This window comes from Chelatococcus sp. YT9 (genome assembly GCF_018398315.1).
GTDB lineage: Bacteria > Pseudomonadota > Alphaproteobacteria > Rhizobiales > Beijerinckiaceae > Chelatococcus.
Map to the genome: position 1 here is coordinate 1,678,067 of NZ_JAHBRW010000002.1, position 17,636 is coordinate 1,695,702.

At 64.3% G+C, this 17,636-nt stretch carries 14 protein-coding genes; 10 read left to right on the forward strand and 4 right to left on the reverse strand.

From position 1 onward, the window contains the following. Window positions 1-2 precede the first annotated feature (2 nt). Entirely contained in the window at window positions 3-1,163 is a 1,161-nt protein-coding gene (locus KIO76_RS27620) for an ABC transporter substrate-binding protein (RefSeq protein WP_213326765.1), read from the reverse strand. Between the two features lie 201 nt (window positions 1,164-1,364). On the opposite strand from KIO76_RS27620, the gene KIO76_RS27625 reads away from it, so the two are divergent. Next, the gene (locus tag KIO76_RS27625) at window positions 1,365-2,258 is read left to right on the forward strand and encodes an aldose 1-epimerase (protein ID WP_213326766.1); all 894 of its coding nucleotides are present in this window, start codon (window positions 1,365-1,367) and stop codon (window positions 2,256-2,258) included. Between the two features lie 75 nt (window positions 2,259-2,333). Then, window positions 2,334-2,897: a methylated-DNA--[protein]-cysteine S-methyltransferase gene (locus KIO76_RS27630; RefSeq protein ID WP_213326767.1), complete on the forward strand. Its 564-nt coding sequence runs from the start codon at window positions 2,334-2,336 to the stop codon at window positions 2,895-2,897. A 421-nt stretch (window positions 2,898-3,318) separates the two neighbouring features. Here KIO76_RS27630 and KIO76_RS27635 read toward each other — a convergent pair whose 3' ends face one another. Both KIO76_RS27635 and KIO76_RS27640 read right to left on the reverse strand, forming a co-directional pair. Then, the gene (locus tag KIO76_RS27635) at window positions 3,319-4,857 is read right to left on the reverse strand and encodes a malonate--CoA ligase (protein WP_213326768.1); all 1,539 of its coding nucleotides are present in this window, start codon (window positions 4,855-4,857) and stop codon (window positions 3,319-3,321) included. Between the two features lie 37 nt (window positions 4,858-4,894). Continuing rightward, the gene (locus KIO76_RS27640) at window positions 4,895-6,253 is read right to left on the reverse strand and encodes a malonyl-CoA decarboxylase (protein WP_213326769.1); all 1,359 of its coding nucleotides are present in this window, start codon (window positions 6,251-6,253) and stop codon (window positions 4,895-4,897) included. Between the two features lie 317 nt (window positions 6,254-6,570). Here KIO76_RS27640 and KIO76_RS27645 point away from each other — a divergent pair, with 317 nt between their 5' ends. The 8 genes from KIO76_RS27645 (at window position 6,571) to KIO76_RS27680 (ending at window position 15,300) form a co-directional block, all read left to right on the forward strand. Beyond that, a complete protein-coding gene (locus KIO76_RS27645) occupies window positions 6,571-7,086 on the forward strand; it encodes a formate dehydrogenase subunit gamma (RefSeq protein ID WP_213326770.1) in 516 nt (171 codons plus the stop codon). After that, window positions 7,083-8,792, forward strand: coding sequence for a formate dehydrogenase beta subunit (locus KIO76_RS27650; RefSeq protein WP_249730065.1), 1,710 nt, complete (start codon window positions 7,083-7,085; stop codon window positions 8,790-8,792). Before KIO76_RS27645 ends, KIO76_RS27650 begins: the two co-directional genes overlap by 4 nt. A gap of 130 nt (window positions 8,793-8,922) precedes the next feature. Further along, the gene (gene fdhF / locus KIO76_RS27655) at window positions 8,923-11,802 is read left to right on the forward strand and encodes a formate dehydrogenase subunit alpha (RefSeq protein ID WP_213326771.1); all 2,880 of its coding nucleotides are present in this window, start codon (window positions 8,923-8,925) and stop codon (window positions 11,800-11,802) included. Between the two features lie 22 nt (window positions 11,803-11,824). Then, entirely contained in the window at window positions 11,825-12,649 is an 825-nt protein-coding gene (gene fdhD, locus KIO76_RS27660; RefSeq protein WP_213327147.1) for a formate dehydrogenase accessory sulfurtransferase FdhD, read from the forward strand. Further along, window positions 12,639-12,875 (forward strand): formate dehydrogenase subunit delta, encoded by a 237-nt coding sequence (locus tag KIO76_RS27665; RefSeq protein ID WP_213326772.1) that lies wholly within the window; start codon window positions 12,639-12,641, stop codon window positions 12,873-12,875. Before fdhD ends, KIO76_RS27665 begins: the two co-directional genes overlap by 11 nt. Window positions 12,876-13,179: 304 nt before the next feature. Continuing rightward, entirely contained in the window at window positions 13,180-14,160 is a 981-nt protein-coding gene (locus tag KIO76_RS27670; protein WP_249730204.1) for an NAD(P)H-quinone oxidoreductase, read from the forward strand. 248 nt (window positions 14,161-14,408) lie between these two features. Continuing rightward, the gene (locus tag KIO76_RS27675) at window positions 14,409-14,780 is read left to right on the forward strand and encodes an antitoxin Xre/MbcA/ParS toxin-binding domain-containing protein (protein ID WP_213326774.1); all 372 of its coding nucleotides are present in this window, start codon (window positions 14,409-14,411) and stop codon (window positions 14,778-14,780) included. Then, a complete protein-coding gene (locus KIO76_RS27680) occupies window positions 14,773-15,300 on the forward strand; it encodes an RES family NAD+ phosphorylase (RefSeq protein WP_213326775.1) in 528 nt (175 codons plus the stop codon). The genes KIO76_RS27675 and KIO76_RS27680 overlap by 8 nt, the downstream gene beginning before the upstream one ends. Window positions 15,301-15,326: 26 nt before the next feature. Here KIO76_RS27680 and KIO76_RS27685 read toward each other — a convergent pair whose 3' ends face one another. Beyond that, window positions 15,327-17,597 carry a glycoside hydrolase family 3 N-terminal domain-containing protein gene (locus KIO76_RS27685; RefSeq protein ID WP_213326776.1) on the reverse strand — a complete coding sequence of 757 codons (2,271 nt, stop codon included), beginning with the start codon at window positions 17,595-17,597 and terminating at the stop codon, window positions 15,327-15,329. Window positions 17,598-17,636: the final 39 nt, after the last annotated feature.

Below are 17,636 nucleotides of genomic sequence, written 5' to 3' on the forward strand. Positions count from 1 at the left end.
CGCTACTTTGTCTTACCGATCACGACTGGTTGGCCGTCCCGAATGACGCCGATGTAGTTGACGGTCATGATCTGGTTATCGACCCCCGAGATTGCCTTGCCGCCGAGGCTCAACTGATCGCCCTGCACGGATGGCATGGGAAGGACGGAAGCGAAGGCTGCGGCCACCTTGGCGGTGTCGCCGGGGTCGCCTGACTTCTGAATGGCCTTCAGGAGGACATTGGCGCCATCGTAGAATGACACCAGAATTTCGTTCGGATCCTGTCCGACAGACGTCTTGTAGGCGGCCGCGATGCGCCGGTAGCCCTCGTTGGCCGGGTCGGCGTAGAGCATGTTGATGACACCCTCGGCGGCCTTCGCGCCCGCGCCCGCAACGATTTCGGCCGGTCCGGCGCCACCAGTCTTGCTGAACAGCTTGTCATAGCCGAGTTCGCGCGCCTGGCGGATGATGAGGCCGGCAGTGGCGGGCGACGTGCCGCCAAGCTCGATGATATCGGGCTTCATGGCGATGATCTTGGTCAGGAGCGGCTGGAAATCCTTCTGAGCGCGCTCGAACATTTCATGGCCAAGAACCTCGAAACCATTCTCCTTGAACAGCTTTTCGCTGAGCTGTGTCTGATCCCAGCCCGTCTCGTCGTTGGGATTGAGGATGACGACCCGCTTGTCCTTCACATTGTCCTTCATCCAGGCAATGAAGGAGGGCACGTAGTCAGCTGGCGTGCTGTACATACGGAACATGTACTTGGTCGAGGGCTCGATTGCCTTGGCGGTATAAGCGGCTGTCACCGCGACCACCTCGTCGTCCTCGACGTTCTGCTTCAGCGCCATCGTGGCCGCTGAGCTCAGGATGATCATGTATTTGACGCCGTCCTGATTGACCAGGCGGTTGTAGGCGGCGACCGCTTCGGCTGCCTTGTACTGATCGTCATAGGCGACGACCTCGACCTTGTAGGTCTTACCACCGACTGTCAGTCCACCCTTGGCATTGATGTCTGCCGCCAGGATCTTCGGCGCCTCAGCGGCCGCAATTCCCCACGGCGCGCCGGCGCCTGTCAAAGGGGCGATCACGCCGATCTTGATCGTGTCGGCCGCCATGGCCGTCACCACACTTATGCTCAGCGCCAGGACCGTCGTTGCAGCCGCAAGATAGGGCTTGAATTTCATGGTTGCTCCTCCCTATACCGCTCGTTCCGAGACGTTATAAATCATATAGATCATTTTCATCTCTGGCGTCAACGGAGGCTGCTGATGCCGTGAGACGTCCGGACGCCTGCCATGTTGCCTTCTCCCCGTAATCCAGGCATTGCGGTGGCGAACTGGCGCGCCATTCTTGGACGCCGGCGATCGTCCAGGCAGAGGTAAACCATGACTGAAGTGCGGCTTGAGAGCGAAGCTTTGTTCGCGACACTCGATACGAGCGGTGGCGTCATCTGGCGGCTCGTGGCGAAGACCGCGCGTGGGGAGGTCCCGCTTCTGCGGCCGCCGGCTGAGGAAGCGCCCCGCCTTCCGCGCCGGTCGGGCTGCTATCCACTCGTGCCTTTTGGCAACCGGATCGCCGACAATCGCTTCACCTTCGAGGGTGAGGAGTACACATTGGCTCCGAACACGGATTGGGATCCTCTTGTGCTGCATGGCGATGGCTGGCTCAAATTGTGGAGCGTCCGTGAGGCAACGCCGAAGCGCGCTGTCCTCGCCAGTGAGACCCGGGACGAGGGCGCCTTCCAGTATGATGCCGAGCAGATCTTTGCGGTCGAGGGCTCTGCGCTGACGGTCACGATGACGATCGTCAATCGTGCGGCCCGTGCCATGCCCTTCGGCTTCGGGTGGCACCCGTATTTGCCGGCCCATCCGGACACGACGATCAGGGCGACCACGTCCGACTATTGGGAGGAGGGGGAGCTCTCACTCCCCACGCGACGGGCGCCCTTGCCTGCGGACCTCGATTTCTCGGTGCCGCGCGGTGTTCCAGGGCGGCGGATCAACAATGGCTTCGAGGGCTGGGACGGTCGGGCGGAGATCACGGCGCCCAGCACCGGCGTGACCACGCTCATCACGGCGACGGAAGAACTGCGACGCACATTCATGTTCGTACCGGATCCGGTGGATCCGCCGGTTCATCCAGTTCCGTTTTTCGCCTTCGAGCCCATGAGTCACACGGCCAACGCCCACCATATTCCGGCAGACGGAGGCTTGAAGCGTCTCGCGCCGGGCGAGAGCCTGACCGGCTCGATGACGATTGCGTGGTGCGCGGCATCCTGAACCCGTCGCCGGATCGGCTTGAAGATCGGCGACTGCGCCCCAATCTGCACGAGACCGGAGCAGGAGCACGGGACAATGGGCCGAGTGCCTCATCGCTATTGCATCTTCGAGACCGCTGGTGGTTTTTGCGGCATCGCGTGGAAGGACAGTGGCATCACGCGCTTTCATCTGCCGAGCCCCACGGCGGCGGCTGCGGAACGCGGTCTTCTGCGCCGTTCCGCCGACGCATTGCTGGGCGAGCCCACGCCTATGGTGGTCACGGCGATTGCCGCGGCCCAACGGTACTTCAAGGGCGAGCCTGTCGACTTCTCGGATCTGACACTTGATCTCGGCGAGCAGGATCACCTGTTCGTGGCGATCTATTCGGCCACGCGCGCGCTGCGGTGGGGCGAGACGACGACATACGGCGCGCTCGCGAAAGCGCTCGGAGCGGGACCTGAGGCTGCGCGCGACGTCGGCCAGGCTATGGCGAAAAACCCCGTGCCGCTCATAATCCCGTGTCATCGGGTGCTGGCAGCGGGCGGAAAGGTCGGCGGCTTCTCAGCTCCCGGCGGAGCGGCTTCCAAGATCCGGATGCTTGCCCTCGAAGGGCATGATCTATCACCACCGCAGCCCGCACAGGGCGCCTTCAGCTTTTAATCGCGGTGCGAAGCAGCTTTAGGTTGTCGCGCTAATAATCTCTGCCGGAAGAACAAATCATCTTGCTTGCGAGACGTCGGGAAGGCCCGGAACATGCAGCCCAGCTCCGAAGGCTCAATTTCCATATGAGGTTCCATAATCACGCTTATGCGAAATGAGCTCTCCCGCGTAAGTGCTCTTGGTGCCCTCATCTTGCATGGGACAGACGCCAAACGTCCGAGGGGCATTTCACGAAGAACGCTCCAATTTTCTAGGTGTTCGGGCTTTTCGCCCTCCTGGACAACATTCCCCATCAGCCCCCACCGCAAGCGGGCGTCGATGGTCACAACCGGCACGGCCATCGGAGACTACGCGCATACGGAGCCCGGTGGCGCGATTAGGTGTTTTCTAGCCCGCCTCCCAGACCTACCGAGGCCTGCGGCTATCCCGCGGGCTTTTGGAAGATATCCGCGAAGCGCTGGCGCAGGATGTTCTTCTGGACTTTGCCCATGGTATTGCGGGGCAGCTCATCGACGATGAAGACGTGCTTCGGCTGCTTGAACTTGGCCAGACGATCGGCCAGGGCCGCGCCGACGGCTTCCGGATCAGCCGGGCTTTTCGGATCGGGAACCACGACGGCGACAACGCCCTCGCCGAAATCCGGATGCGGCAGGCCGATGACTGCGCTTTCCACCACGCCCGGCAGATCGTCGATCGCCTCTTCAATCTCCTTGGGGTAGACGTTGAAACCGCCGGAGATGATCAGGTCCTTGGCACGCCCGACGATATGGACATAACCGGCTGCATCGACCTTGCCGAGGTCGCCGGTGATAAAGAAGCCATCGGCGCGGAACTCTTCCTTCGTTTTCTCAGGATTTCGCCAGTAACCTTTGAAAACATTAGGCCCCCTCACCTCGATCACACCGATTGCATCGGCCGTGACAGGCTGGCGTGTGTCGGCGTCGACCACACGCAGTTCCACTCCCGGCAAGGGATAACCCACTGTCCCGGCAATGCGGTCGCCGTCATAGGGGTTGGAGGTGTTCATGTTGGTCTCGGTCATGCCGTAGCGCTCGAGAATGGCGTGGCCCGTGCGCTCGCGCCACTCCCGATGCGTCTCGGCCAAAAGCGGCGCTGAGCCCGAGACGAACAGTCTGATATGGGCTGTAGCATCGCGTGTCAGCCCCTCGTGTTGGAGAAGCCGGGTGTAGAAGGTCGGCACGCCCATCATGCTCGTTGCTTCCGGGAGAAGCGCCATCACCTTGTCCGCATCGAACTTCGGCAGGAAGAGCATGGAGGCGCCGGCCGCCAGAATGGTGTTCGTGGCGACGAACAGCCCATGGGTGTGGAAGATCGGCAACGCGTGCAGGAGAACGTCTTTGTCGGTGAAACGCCAATAGTCGACCAGCGTCAGCGCATTCGACAGGAGATTGTCGTGGCTCAGCATGGCGCCCTTGGAGCGTCCCGTGGTGCCCGAGGTGTAGAGGATGGCGGCCAGGTCATCCGGCCCGCGCGGCACGTCGACGAAAGCCGTGGCCGCGGCCTCCGGCAGGGCGGCCGCCTTGTCCATGAGGCTGCCCCTGCCCGCTCCGTCCAACGTCTCGACCGCAGCGATGCTGTGCCGGCCGGCGAGCTCCTTGATCCCGTCGACTTTGGCCGGATCGCAGACGACGAGGCGCGGTTCGGCATCCCCGAGGAAATAGTCGAGTTCGGCAAGGGTATAGGCGGTGTTGAGCGGCAGAAAGATAGCCCCGGCCCGCACAGTCGCGAGATAGAGCACGATGGCCTCGGCGCTCTTCTCCACTTGAACCGCCACGCGGTCGCCCGGCTGAACCCCAAGGTTTACGAGCGTCGCGGCCAACCGCGCGCTCTCCTTCACCAGATCGCCATAAGTGATCGTCCGTCCCCCGTTCACGGCAATGAACGGCTTGTCGGACGCAGGCGCTTTGGCCATCAGTCCGGAGAACAGATGCGAGGTCATAGGGCGTAAGCTCCGATCGTTTATTGTTCTAAGGGCTTCAGTCCGCCACCGTAGCGAGCGCCCGCTGCGGCTTGTCAGCCTTGAGGAGCTTGCGAATGGCGGGCGCGGCGATGATGTCGCCGGCGCGCGCATAGGCTTCGTGGTTGGCCTCGATATCGTCAAGGGCATAAAGATAGTTCACCATCAGCCCATGGGATTGCTTCAGCCCCTTGGGTGAGGGATCGCCCAGGAAGTCCAGCTTCTCCAGCCGAGCACCATTGCCGAGGTGAAAGCGCGCGACGGCATCGACCGGCGTTCCACGCGGGCTCTTGGCCTTGAGGAAATAGTAGGCTGCCGCCTGCAGCATCACCTTGCGCAGGGCAGGCAACTTGTCCTTGTCCTCATGCCAGCCGGGTTCGTCGAGAGCGGCGAGCGCGGTTTTGTCCGCCTCGTCCAGCGCATCGGAGGCTTCTGCCTGGCGTTCACGATTGAGCCAGCTGGCAAAGCCCGGCACCGGCGAGAGGGTGACGAAGGTCTTGAGGTTGGGCAGGTCGCGCTTCAGATCCTGGACCACCTGCTTGATCAGGAAATGACCGAAGGAGATGGCGGCCAATCCCTTCTGGGTATTGGAGATGGAATAGAATACCGCCGTCGTGGCATCCTCGGCGCGGATTGGAGCACGCTTCTGGGCAAGAAGCGGCGCGATGGCACCTGGAATTTCGCGCGTCAGCGCTACCTCCACGAAGATCAGCGGCTCGTCGCCGAGCTGGGGGTGGAAGAAGGCAAAGCAGCGCCTGTCCGCAGGCTCGAGGCGCCCGCGCAGGTCGTCCCAATCGCTGATGGCGTGCACGGCCTCATAGCGGATGATCTTCTCCAGGATATGCGCCGGCGAGCTCCATTCGATCGGCCGCAGCACGAGAAAGCCGCGGTTGAACCAGGATGAGAAGAGATGCCGGAAATCGCTGTCGACTGCTCTGAGCGCCGGCTCGTCGCGCAGATGCTCGAGGATATCCTCGCGCATTTTTACCAGCGCCGCGGTGCCGCCGGGGGCCAGGTTCAGCCGACGGATGAGCTCCTGCCGCCGGGCCTCCGCCGCGTTGTGGAGGCCGTGGATGGTGTCGTCATCCGGGTTGGCGCGGAAGGCTTCGAGCGCCCGCTCGAGCTTGGCGCGGTCAGCGCCGAAACGCTCAGCCAGCACACGCAGGAACGCAAGGCGCACCTGTGGCGAGGCGGCGGCGTAGCTATCGAGCAGGGCCTGCGCCAGCGCGACGCCCGATGCCTCGCCGCGTTCGGAAAGCAACTGCTCCGCGAGAGCGCTCGGGTCGGCCGTCAGGGCCGGATCAGGCGGAAGGCCGAGGAACGTGCGGCCGCGGTTGGTCAGCGTTTGCAGCAGGTCGTTCAGAAACGACGTTGGCATAGGAGCTCCTCGACAGGCATCAATGTTCCGGGTCCGCCTCCCCCTGGCACCAGCAATTCTGTCTGATGACGAGGCGACTGTCAGCGGAAACAACAGGCGAACAGCCAAGTTCCCGTTTGTTTGATCGTAAGAGCCGCAGTATGTGCGGAGCGTGACGCTCGCAACGTGTTGTGCTGGCCCGCGATATCGCGATCGGACGGATCACCAGCGGCGTCAGGTCGCAATCGCGTTCTCACGGATTGGTCAGGCTTGCCCTCTTACTTTAGAATGATAGTAGAAGCTCCAGCCGGGAACCAGACGGGAGGTCACTGTTCATCATGTCTCAGTCGCGCCACGCGAAAGACCCTCTCGCGGTCACGCCGAAGGAATTGAGCGGCGCGCAGCTTGATGAGCTGTTGACAATCATCGCCGGTTTCGAAGGCGTGGAGGGCGCAGCACTGCCCATCCTCCATGCGATCCAGTCCGCCTTCGGCTATGTTCCTCAGGCGGCCGTGCCGATCCTAGCGGACAAGCTCAACCGCTCGCGGGCCGAGATCCATGGCGTGGTCACGTTCTACCACGATTTTCGCAGCCAGCCGGCCGGGCAGCATGTCGTAAAGCTGTGTCGTGCGGAAGCCTGCCAGTCCATGGGTGGAAACCATGTTGCCGAGGTGGTGGAAGCCGGCCTCGGCATCGGTATGGGCGAGACGACGGCCGATGGCCGGGTGACGCTCGAACCGGTTTATTGCCTCGGCCTTTGTGCTGTTGCGCCTGCGGCGATGGTCGATGGTCGCGTCATCGGTCGCTTGGATGAGGCAAAAGCCGGCGCGCTGATCGCTGAGGTGGCGCCATGACGCTGCGCATTTTCGTCCCCGGCGATTCGGGCGCACTGGCTGTCGGTGCTGATGAGGTCGCCGCCGCGATCGCCGCCGAGGCCGGCAAGCAGGGCCTCGCCGTCACGCTCGTCCGCAACGGCTCGCGTGGCCTCTATTGGCTGGAGCCGCTGGTGGAGGTGGAAACGCCCGCCGGCCGCATCGCCTTCGGGCCGGTGACGCCCGATGAAGTGCAGGAGCTTGTTGCGGGTCTGGCGAGCGCACCGGCTGATCCCTCCCCTCCAGGGGAGGGGCCTCCGCGCAGCGGAGGGGGTGGGGTCGGCGCCTCTCCGGAAGAACCCCACCCGTCTCAGAGCTTCGCTCGGATCCCCTCTCCCCTGGAGGGGAGGGATCGGGCGGCCGCGCCTTTCACCTCGCATCCGCTCTATCTCGGCCCGACCGAGGATATTTCCTTCCTCAAGCGCCAGACGCGGTTCACCTTCGCACGATGCGGTGTGATCGATCCGCTGTCCCTGGAAGACTACAGGGCAGCCGGTGGCCTCAAGGGCCTTCAGGCAGCGCTGGCGCTGACGCCGGAAACGATTGTCGATCAGGTGACGCAAGCGGGCCTGCGCGGGCGCGGCGGCGCGGGCTTTCCAACCGGTATCAAGTGGAAGACCGTGCTGGCCGCCGAGGGGCCGCGCAAATTCGTCGTGACCAATGCCGACGAGGGTGACAGCGGCACCTTCGCCGATCGCATGCTGATGGAAGGTGATCCTTTCGTGCTCATCGAGGGCATGATCATCGCCGGCCTCGCTGTGGGTGCTAGCCACGGCTACATCTACAGCCGCTCGGAATATCCCCATGCCAACAGGGTGATGGAAAAGGCGCTCGCCATTGCCGAGAGCGCTGGCCTCCTCGGCATGGATATTCTCGCCTCGGGACGTACTTTCACCATCGAGCTCCGGATCGGCGCTGGCGCCTATGTCTGCGGCGAGGAGACAGCTCTCCTCGAATCGATCGAGGGCAAGCGCGGGCAGGTGCGGGCCAAGCCGCCGCTGCCGGCCATCAAGGGTCTCTTTGGTGCGCCCACGGTCATCAACAACCTGCTTACGCTCGCCTCGGTACCCTTCATCCTCGCCGAAGGCGCGGCCGCCTATGCTGCCGTCGGCTTCGGCCGCTCGCGCGGCACCATGGCAGTGCAACTCGCGGGCAACATCCGGCACGGCGGGCTGTTCGAGACCGGCTTCGGCGTAAGCCTCGGTGAGCTGGTGGAGGATATCGGCGGCGGTACGGCCACGGGCCGGCCAGTCAAGGCCGTGCAGGTCGGCGGACCACTCGGCGCCTATTTTCCCCCTTCCCTGTTCGACACGCCGTTTGACTACGAGGCGTTCGCCGCGCGCGACGGCCTTATCGGCCACGGCGGCATCGTCGTCTTCGACGACACCGTGGAGATGGCGCAGCAGGCGCGCTTCGCCATGGAATTTTGTGCCATCGAGAGCTGCGGCAAGTGCACGCCGTGCCGCATCGGCTCCACCCGCGGCGTCGAGGTGGTGGATCGCATCATCGCAGGTCACGACGTCGAAGCGGATGCAGCGCTTCTGGCCGATCTCTGCGACACGATGAAATTTGGGTCGCTCTGCGCGCTCGGGGGTTTTACGCCCTACCCCGTGATGAGCGCCCTGACCCATTTCCCCCAAGATTTCGGTATTGTGCCGCCCAATGGCAGGATGGAGGCGGCGGAATGAGCCGTATCGTGTCGTGGCCGGGCTTGTCCCGGCAGTCCCGACTTGAAGGTCACAACGCTTTTTGGATCGAGAAGGCCGGGACCCACCCGGCCGTGTCGGCAGAGCATGAGAGACACGTGGAGCACCGGCCATGACCCTCGTCCACGAAACCGATTACGGCACGCCCGCCGCGCGTTCGGAGGCCATGGTCAGCCTCACCATCGATGGACGCAGCGTCGAGGTTCCTGTCGGCACCTCGATCATGCGGGCGGCGATGGAGATGGGAACGCAAATTCCGAAGCTCTGCGCGACCGATATGGTCGATGCCTTCGGCTCCTGCCGCATGTGCCTTGTCGAGGTCGACGGCATGCGCGGAACGCCGGCCTCCTGCACCACGCCGGTGGCAGCCGGCATGGTGGTGCGCACCCAGACCGAGCGCCTGGCGCAGATTCGCAAGGGGGTGATGGAGCTCTATATCTCCGACCACCCGCTGGATTGCCTGACCTGCGCTGCCAACGGCGATTGCGAACTGCAGGACATGGCCGGCGCCGTTGGCTTGCGTGAGGTGCGCTACGGTCATGACGGCGAGAACCACGTGGTCCCGAGCCGAGCCGGCGTTGTTAATGACCGCTTCCTGCCAAAGGACGAGTCGATCCCCTATTTCACCTACGATCCCTCGAAATGCATCGTCTGCTCGCGCTGCGTGCGGGCCTGCGAGGAGGTCCAGGGCACCTTCGCCCTGACCATCGAGGGGCGCGGCTTCGACAGCCGCGTCTCGCCCGGCATGCACGAGAGCTTCCTCGGCTCGGAATGCGTGTCCTGCGGCGCCTGCGTGCAGGCCTGCCCAACGGCCACCTTGACCGAGAAATCGGTCATCGCCATCGGCCAGCCGGAGCATGCGGTGGTCACCACCTGCGCCTATTGCGGCGTCGGCTGCACGTTCAAGGCCGAGATGCGCGGCGAGGAAGTCGTGCGCATGGTGCCGTGGAAAGACGGCAAGGCCAACCGCGGCCATTCTTGCGTCAAGGGGCGCTTCGCATGGGGCTATACCACGCATCGCGACCGCATCCTCAACCCGATGATCCGCGAGAAGATCACCGACCCCTGGCGCGAAGTCAGCTGGGACGAGGCGCTGTCGCATGCGGCAAGTGAGTTCCGCCGCATCCAGGCCACCTACGGCAAGGCTGCTGTGGGCGGCATCACCTCCTCCCGCTGCACCAACGAAGAGACCTACCTCGTCCAGAAGCTGGTACGCGCCGGCTTCGGCAACAACAATGTCGACACCTGTGCCCGGGTCTGCCATTCGCCGACGGGCTACGGCCTGAAGACGGCCTTCGGCACGTCAGCCGGCACACAGGATTTCGACTCCGTGGAGCACAGCGATGTGGTGATGGTCATCGGTGCCAATCCAACCGACGGCCATCCTGTCTTTGGCTCGCGCCTCAAGAAGCGTTTGCGGCAAGGCGCGAAGCTCATCGTCATCGACCCGCGCCGCATCGATCTCGTGCGTACGCCGCATGTCGAGGCCGCTTTCCATCTGCCGCTGAAGCCCGGAACCAATGTCGCCGTGCTGACAGCGATAGCCCATGTCATCGTCACGGAAGGCCTCTTCGATGAAGCTTTCGTGCGCGAGCGCTGCGACTGGAGCGCCTTCGAGCATTGGGCGTCGTTCGTCGCCGAGGCACGCAACAGCCCGGAAGCCGTGGAAGCGATCTCCGGCGTGCCGGCCGACGCTATCCGCGGTGCAGCCCGGCTCTACGCCACTGGCGGCAACGGGGCGATCTACTATGGCCTGGGCGTCACCGAGCACAGCCAGGGCTCGACCACCGTGATGGCTATCGCCAATCTCGCCATGGCGACTGGCAATCTCGGCCGGCCTGGCGTCGGGGTGAACCCGTTACGCGGCCAGAACAACGTGCAGGGCTCCTGCGACATGGGGTCTTTCCCGCACGAAATGCCTGGGTACCGCCACATCTCGGATGACGCGACGCGCGACATTTTCGAGAAGCTGTGGGGGGTGAAACTGGACGATGAGCCGGGTCTCAGGATCCCCAACATGTTCGACGCCGCGCTCGACGGCTCGTTCAAGGGCCTCTATGTCCAGGGCGAGGACATCGTCCAGTCCGATCCCAACACCCATCACGTCACCGCGGGCCTCAGCGCCATGGAATGCGTGGTGGTGCACGATCTCTTCCTGAACGAGACGGCGAATTACGCGCATGTCTTTCTGCCCGGCTCGACCTTCCTGGAAAAGGACGGCACCTTCACCAACGCGGAGCGGCGCATCCAGCGCGTGCGCAAGGTGATGACGCCGAAGAACGGCTATGCGGACTGGGAGGTGACCCAACGCCTCGCGCAGGCGATGGGCCTGCCCTGGACCTACAATCATCCATCCGAGATCATGGACGAGATCGCCGCGACGACGCCGAGTTTCGCTGGCGTCTCCTACGACAAGCTCGAGGCGCTCGGGTCCGTGCAATGGCCGTGCAACGACAAGGCGCCGGAGGGCACGCCCGTGATGCATGCGGCCGGCTTCGTGCGCGGCCAGGGCCTGTTCATGATCACAGAGTATCTAGCGACCGACGAGAAGACCGGGCCGCGTTTCCCCCTCCTGCTCACCACGGGGCGCATTCTCAGCCAGTACAATGTCGGCGCGCAGACCCGGCGCACCGCGAATGTGGTGTGGCATGAGGAGGACCTGCTGGAGATTCACCCGCATGATGCCGAGAACCGGGGCATCCGCGAGGGCGACTTCGTGCGGCTCGCCAGTCGGGCGGGCGAGACGACGCTGCGCGCGACGATCACCGACCGCGTCGCGCCGGGTGTTGTCTACACGACCTTCCACCACCCCTTGACGCAGGCCAATGTGGTCACGTCAGACTATTCGGACTGGGCGACCAATTGCCCCGAGTACAAGGTGACAGCGGTGGAGGTCACGCCCTCCAACGGGCCGAGCGACTGGCAACAGAGTTACAGCGAGCACGCGGCCCGGAGCCGTCGCATCACACACCGGCTGGACGCTGCGGAGTAGTGTGGTGGTTGCACCGACAGAGATGCGCGCGGTCATGCGGTGGCATGACGGTGTCGCGAGCGAGGCCAAGCGGGAGGTTGCCGAGGAGACCGCCATCGCCCTGACCTATGGGGGCAGCACCCAGGCGGTGATGATGGCAACCCCCTGCGATCTCGAGGACTTCGCCGTCGGCTTCAGTCTGACTGAGGGCATCGTCGCGTCGGCCGCCGAGATCGAGCATATGGACATCGTTGAGTCTGAGCTCGGGCTCGACATCCAGATGCAGCTCGCGTCGCCGCGTAACGCCGCTTTCGTCAGCCGCCGGCGAGCGATGGCCGGCCCGGTCGGGTGCGGCCTCTGCGGCATCGAGAGCCTTGCTGAGGCCATGCGCCCCCTGCCCTCTCAGGCGCCCGACGGTCGACGCGTGAAGGCGGATGTGATCGCCAGCGCATTGCGGCGTTTGCCCAAGGCCCAGGTCCTCAATCGCGCCACGCGAGCCGTTCATGGCGCGGCCTTCGCCACGTCGGCGGGCGTGCTCACGGTGCGTGAGGATGTTGGCCGGCACAATGCGCTCGATAAGCTCCTAGGGGCGCTCGCCCGCTCGGGCGTCGATCCCGCCGTTGGTTTCATCATGGTCACGAGCCGCCTCTCGGTGGAGATGGTACAGAAGGCGGCGATCGCGGGCGCACCGGTGCTCGTTGCGGTCTCTGCGCCAACAGCGCTCGCCGTCCGGAGCGCCGAGGCGGCGGGCATGACGTTGGTCGCCGTCGCGCGGGAGGATGGGTTCGAGGTCGTGACGCACCCGAGCCGGATTGATTTTTCGCGTCTCAATGCCAGTGCTGAGGATAGCCAATTCGATGTCGCCTGATACGCTCGTGCGCATGGCCAATCAGATCGCCGCCTTCTTCAGGGCGCAAGGCACCGAGACGGCGCCGGCCGCCATTGCCGAGCATCTCCGGTTGTTCTGGGAACCGCGTATGCGCAACGCGATCATTGAACTCGAAGGGAACGGGGCGGCCGCCGGTCTCGATCCCCTCGCCGCCGCGGCTGTGCGGATGCTGAAGCCCGTGGAGACCGCCGCTAAGCTGGTTTGAGATCTACAGAAGATCTTGAGGAGACCGACGTCGTCACCGGGCTTGTCCCCGAAATCGATTGACCCGATTCCGGCTATTGATCAGGAACTCGGCAACAGCCGAGTTCCGGTGTCCCGCCCGAACGGGCGCCTCAATTCATCGGAGGATGGCCGAGACAAGCCTAGCCATGACGGCGGTATGATGCTGTATGTCGATTGATGGCCCGCCAGGTCTGCGTGGCCAAGTCCCGACGCAGGCTCTATCATCCGCGCGTAGAACAACCGGAGCCCTTGCCTTGTCCGAGACCGTTGCATTGCCCGCGACCATGACGGCGATCGCCACCGATGGCTTCGGCCCGCCCGAGGTGCTGAAGCCGGTGGAGCGCTCCCTGCCGCAGCCGGGCCACGGAGAGGTGCTCATTCGGGTCGAGGCGGCCGGGATCAACCGGCCCGATGTCGCCCAGCGGAAAGGGGGATATCCGCCACCGCCTGGAGCCCCCGACATTCCAGGTCTCGAATGTGCTGGCACGATCGTTGCCGTTGGTCCGGATTGCCAACGCTACCGGCGCGGCGATAAGGTCTGTGCGCTCGTCGCCGGTGGCGGTTACGCCGACTATTGTCTCGCGCCGGAGCTGCAGGTGCTGCCGGTTCCCGGCGATCTGACGATGATCGAGGCAGCCGCTCTGCCCGAGACCTTCTTCACGGTGTGGAGCAATGTGTTTGACCGCGCGAAGCTGCAAGCGGGCGAAAGCTTCCTCGTTCACGGCGGCACCAGCGGTATCGGAACGACGGCGATCCAGCTGGCCAGCGCTTTCGGCGCTCGGGTCTTCGCAACGGCGGGCAGCGTTGACAAATGCGTTGCCTGCAGGGATCTCGGCGCTGATGTGGCGATCAATTACCGCGACGAGGATTTCGTCGCCCGTGTGAAGACGGAAACTGACCGTCGCGGTGTGGATGTCATCCTCGACATGGTCGGCGGCAGCTATACCCCTCGCAACATCGATGCCTTGGCGTTTGATGGACGGCTGGCGCAGATCGCCTTCATGGGCGGAGCGAAGATCGAGGCCGACTTCACCAAGCTGATGACCAAGCGCCTCACCTGGATCGGCGCGACGCTTCGTCCCCGCTCCATCGCCGACAAGGGAGCGATCGCTGCGGCGCTGGAAGCCAGGGTGTGGCCGCTGATCGCGCAGGGGCGCATCAAGCCGCTGATCTACAAAACATTTCCACTGATCGAGGCGGCCAAAGCGCACGCTCTGATGGAAACGAGCGAACACATCGGCAAGATCGTGCTGGTCAACGGCTAAATCGGGCGGGTTTCGCGGTGAGCGACGGTCCTCCGAGTCTCGCGCCAACGGGAGCCGGGAACGCGTTTAAGTACGACGGCAAACAGGGGTCCGATCTGACATGTCTTCCGGTCTGACCCCGTCTTCATGGTCTCCGGACTCGGGCCTTTTGGCATACCCGGAACGACCGGGCGCCTCCTGAGCTTGCAATGCGCGTCGATTGATCTTATTTTGAGCGCATGATGATCAATTCGCGATCGGAGGCTGCCATGAACGCCGCTGCCCTGGAAATCGCCGTGACCCGCTTCCGCGAGGGAGACGCGCCTTTCCTGTCGGCACGACGCATCGCAGCCCTGCTTGGCGTGACCTTGACGGAACTCGCCGGGCTTACGGGCGTCGCCCGTAACACACTCACCGCCAAGAGCGGCGCCCGCAAGGTGGATCAGGCTCTCAGTCCTGTTGCGCGGATCGTCGCGATGGCATCCGAGATGGCGGGCGGCGACGAACGCGCCGCCCTCTGGTTCAAGCATCAGCCTATTCCCGGGTGGGCCGGCAAGACGGCCTATGATCTCGTCCGCGAGGGCAAGGCCGACAAGGTTCTCGCCTATCTGGAGGCGGTGCGCTCCGGCGTCTATGCCTGATAGGCCCAGACCTTCGGCCGATACCTTGCTTATTCTTTGGCGCGCGTATGTGCCCCGCTGGGCGCATGAGCCCTTGTCCGGAGACGGTGCCGCCCAGTTCGGCGGCCGATGGAACCCCGTCGGCGTCCCGGCACTCTACGCCGCACGTGAATTGTCGACCGCCTGGGCAGAATACAACCAGGGCTTTGTTCAGCACCCCGCCACGATCGCGCAGATCAGTCTCAGCGGCGCCAAGCTCGCCGATCTTTGCGATGCCGGCGGCCTCGCAACCCATCATGTTGACGAGACCATCCATCGCTGCGAATGGCGTGCGGCCCTCGACAAGGGTGAGATTCCCACCACGCATCGGTTGCAGAGGCAGTTAGTCGAAGCCGGGTTTGACGGTGTGATCTATCCATCGTTCATGTCGCCCGGCGGCAGCTGCGTCGCGCTCTGGCGCTGGAACGTCACGGAGGGGCCAAAGCTCAGGGTGATCGATCCCGAGGGTCGGCTGCCGAAGTCAGCGGCGTCGTGGCGATAGGGCCGCTGCGTTCGTCGCGGCCGGCGTCATTTTTCAAGTGTGAATTCCACATCTTGAAGGTCGGCCGCGTTGGCCCCGGTCATTATACGGAAGCGTCCGGCGTCAGACGCCCACCGGCCGTCCGAATGCCAGTAGGCCAGGTCCTCGTCCTTCAGCGAGAGGGTGACTGTGCGCGTTTCGCCAGCCTCCAGCGCGACATGATGAAAACCGCGCAACTCCTTGACAGGACGCGCGATCTCGGAAACGGGCTGGTTGACGTAGAGCTGCACAAGGGCTGTGCCAGGCCGCCGACCGGTATTAGTGACGTCCACCGAAACTTCAATGGGCTCACCCCTCTTGACGATGGATGCCATGCGGGGCGGCGAGAAGGCAAATTCGGTGTAGCTGAGCCCATAGCCGAAGGGGAAGAGCGGATCCGTGCTCTCGTCAAGATAGCTCGCGGTATAGGGACGCGGCGGGTTGGTAGCCGGGCGTCCGGTCCGCAGGTGGTCGTGGTAGATCGGGATCTGCCCCACCGAACGTGGAAAGGTCACCGGAAGGCGGCCGCGGGGCTCGTTCTCGCCGATCAGCGTACGTGCGATGGCGAGCCCGCCCATGGAGCCGGGGAACCACGCGGAGAGAATGGCAGGCGCTTCCTCAACCAAGGGAGCAAGCGCCAGCGGCCGGCCATGAAACAGCACAACCGCCGTCGGCTTTCGCAACGCCAACACGTCACGGGCGAGGTCCATCTGGTTGCCGGGCAGGCCAAGGTCTGTGCGGCTTGCCGCCTCACCGCTCTGAGTCGATTTTTCGCCCAGCGCGAGCACGACAACGTCCGCCGTGCGCGCCACCGCGACGGCCGCTGCGCGATCGTCCGGCGAGCTCCCGTTGACGCCGCCCGCGGAGACAACCTCGACCACGGCCTTCGGCAGCACCTGCCTCAAGCCTGCTGCCAGGGTGATGGCGTCTTCCGGTTGGCCGTTCGCCGCCCACGGCCCGAGAGTATCCGCGCGGTCGTCCGCCAGCGGCCCGATGACCGCTATGCGACGCACATCCGGGGAGAAGGGCAGAGTCCGACGCTCGTTTTTCAGGAGAATGAGCGATTTTTCGGCGAGCTCAAGCGAGGCCTGGCGGTGGGCCGGGGCGAACAGGGTGGCGCGCTCCCGCGCCTCGTCCATGCGGCCGAACGGCTTATCGAACAGTCCGAGTTCTTCCTTGAGCATGAGGACGCGACGGACAGCCGTGTCGAGCGCCGCCATCGGCACCGCTCCCTCGGCGACCAGGTGCGGCAAGTCCCGCCGGTACGCCTCACCCTGCATCTCGATGTCGGTGCCTGCAGTGAGCGCGCGGCTCGCGGCTTCCCTCCGATCGGCCGCCACACCGTGCGTGACGAGTTCCTCGACCGCGCCAAAATCGCTGACAACAACGCCCGGGAAGCCCCATTCCTTCCGCAGGATATCCGTGAGCAGATGCCGGTTGGCGACGCCGGGCACACCATCGAAGGTGTTGAAGGCGGCCATGAAGCAACGCACCCCGGCGGCGACCGTCGCCTTGAACGGCGGCAGGTAAGTCTCGCGCAGAGCGCGCTCGGACAGGGATCCCGCCGTATAGTCGCGGCCCGACTCGACTGCACCATTCGCGCCAAAATGCTTGACACAGGCCGCGACGGAATCGTCGGCATCCAGCCGCTCGCCCTGAAATCCGCGCACGCGGGCGGCCCCGATCTGAGCGCCAAGCCAGGGCGACTCGCCCGCCCCCTCAGCGATGCGCCCCCAACGTGGATCGCGCGTCACGTCCAGCATCGGCGCATAGACCCAGTTGATCCCGGCAGCGGCAGCCTCACGCCCCGCGATCCGCTCCGCGCTTTCGATGGCCTCGAGGTCGAAGCTTGCCGCCTGACCCAAGGGAATTGGGAAAATCGTCCGATGACCGTGCAGGACATCAAATCCGAAGAGAAGCGGAATGCCGAGGCGGGTGCGCTTGACCGCCGTTTCCTGCAGCTGCCGCGTGAAAGATACGTCATAGGTGTTGAAGATGCCGCCGAGTTCGCCCCTTTCGAGCGAGCCGGTGACGTCCGGTGTGGTGTAGGGACCAGTGACAGCGCGGTTGCTCGACAGAAGCACAAGTTGCCCGACTTTCTCCGCGATCGTCATCCGCGCGAGGAGATCCTCGACCCGCGCCGAGCCGCGTTCGGGCGTGTTCTGCGCTGTTACCGCCGCAGCGGGTTGCTGCGGCACCGGCGTCTGCGCCTGAGCCGGGTGGAGCACGACTGCCAACCATGCCGCGGTCAGGGTCGCGATCTTACAGACATGCGTCATGAACTGACCCCGCTTGCTGCGGTCCCTGTATGCGCTGAC

What these genes read in the sequence shown, in the direction of transcription:
- KIO76_RS27620 (WP_213326765.1), bottom strand. Translation starts at nt 1,163, where the DNA reads ATGAAATTCAAGCCCTATCTTGCGGCTGCAACGACGGTCCTGGCGCTG.
- KIO76_RS27665 (WP_213326772.1), top strand. Translation starts at nt 12,639, where the DNA reads ATGTCGCCTGATACGCTCGTGCGCATGGCCAATCAGATCGCCGCCTTC.
- KIO76_RS27645 (WP_213326770.1), top strand. Translation starts at nt 6,571, where the DNA reads ATGTCTCAGTCGCGCCACGCGAAAGACCCTCTCGCGGTCACGCCGAAG.
- fdhF (WP_213326771.1), top strand. Translation starts at nt 8,923, where the DNA reads ATGACCCTCGTCCACGAAACCGATTACGGCACGCCCGCCGCGCGTTCG.
- KIO76_RS27635 (WP_213326768.1), bottom strand. Translation starts at nt 4,857, where the DNA reads ATGACCTCGCATCTGTTCTCCGGACTGATGGCCAAAGCGCCTGCGTCC.
- KIO76_RS27650 (WP_249730065.1), top strand. Translation starts at nt 7,083, where the DNA reads ATGACGCTGCGCATTTTCGTCCCCGGCGATTCGGGCGCACTGGCTGTC.
- fdhD (WP_213327147.1), top strand. Translation starts at nt 11,825, where the DNA reads ATGCGCGCGGTCATGCGGTGGCATGACGGTGTCGCGAGCGAGGCCAAG.
- KIO76_RS27640 (WP_213326769.1), bottom strand. Translation starts at nt 6,253, where the DNA reads ATGCCAACGTCGTTTCTGAACGACCTGCTGCAAACGCTGACCAACCGC.
- KIO76_RS27685 (WP_213326776.1), bottom strand. Translation starts at nt 17,597, where the DNA reads ATGACGCATGTCTGTAAGATCGCGACCCTGACCGCGGCATGGTTGGCA.
- KIO76_RS27680 (WP_213326775.1), top strand. Translation starts at nt 14,773, where the DNA reads ATGCCTGATAGGCCCAGACCTTCGGCCGATACCTTGCTTATTCTTTGG.
- KIO76_RS27675 (WP_213326774.1), top strand. Translation starts at nt 14,409, where the DNA reads ATGAACGCCGCTGCCCTGGAAATCGCCGTGACCCGCTTCCGCGAGGGA.
- KIO76_RS27625 (WP_213326766.1), top strand. Translation starts at nt 1,365, where the DNA reads ATGACTGAAGTGCGGCTTGAGAGCGAAGCTTTGTTCGCGACACTCGAT.
- KIO76_RS27630 (WP_213326767.1), top strand. Translation starts at nt 2,334, where the DNA reads ATGGGCCGAGTGCCTCATCGCTATTGCATCTTCGAGACCGCTGGTGGT.
- KIO76_RS27670 (WP_249730204.1), top strand. Translation starts at nt 13,180, where the DNA reads ATGACGGCGATCGCCACCGATGGCTTCGGCCCGCCCGAGGTGCTGAAG.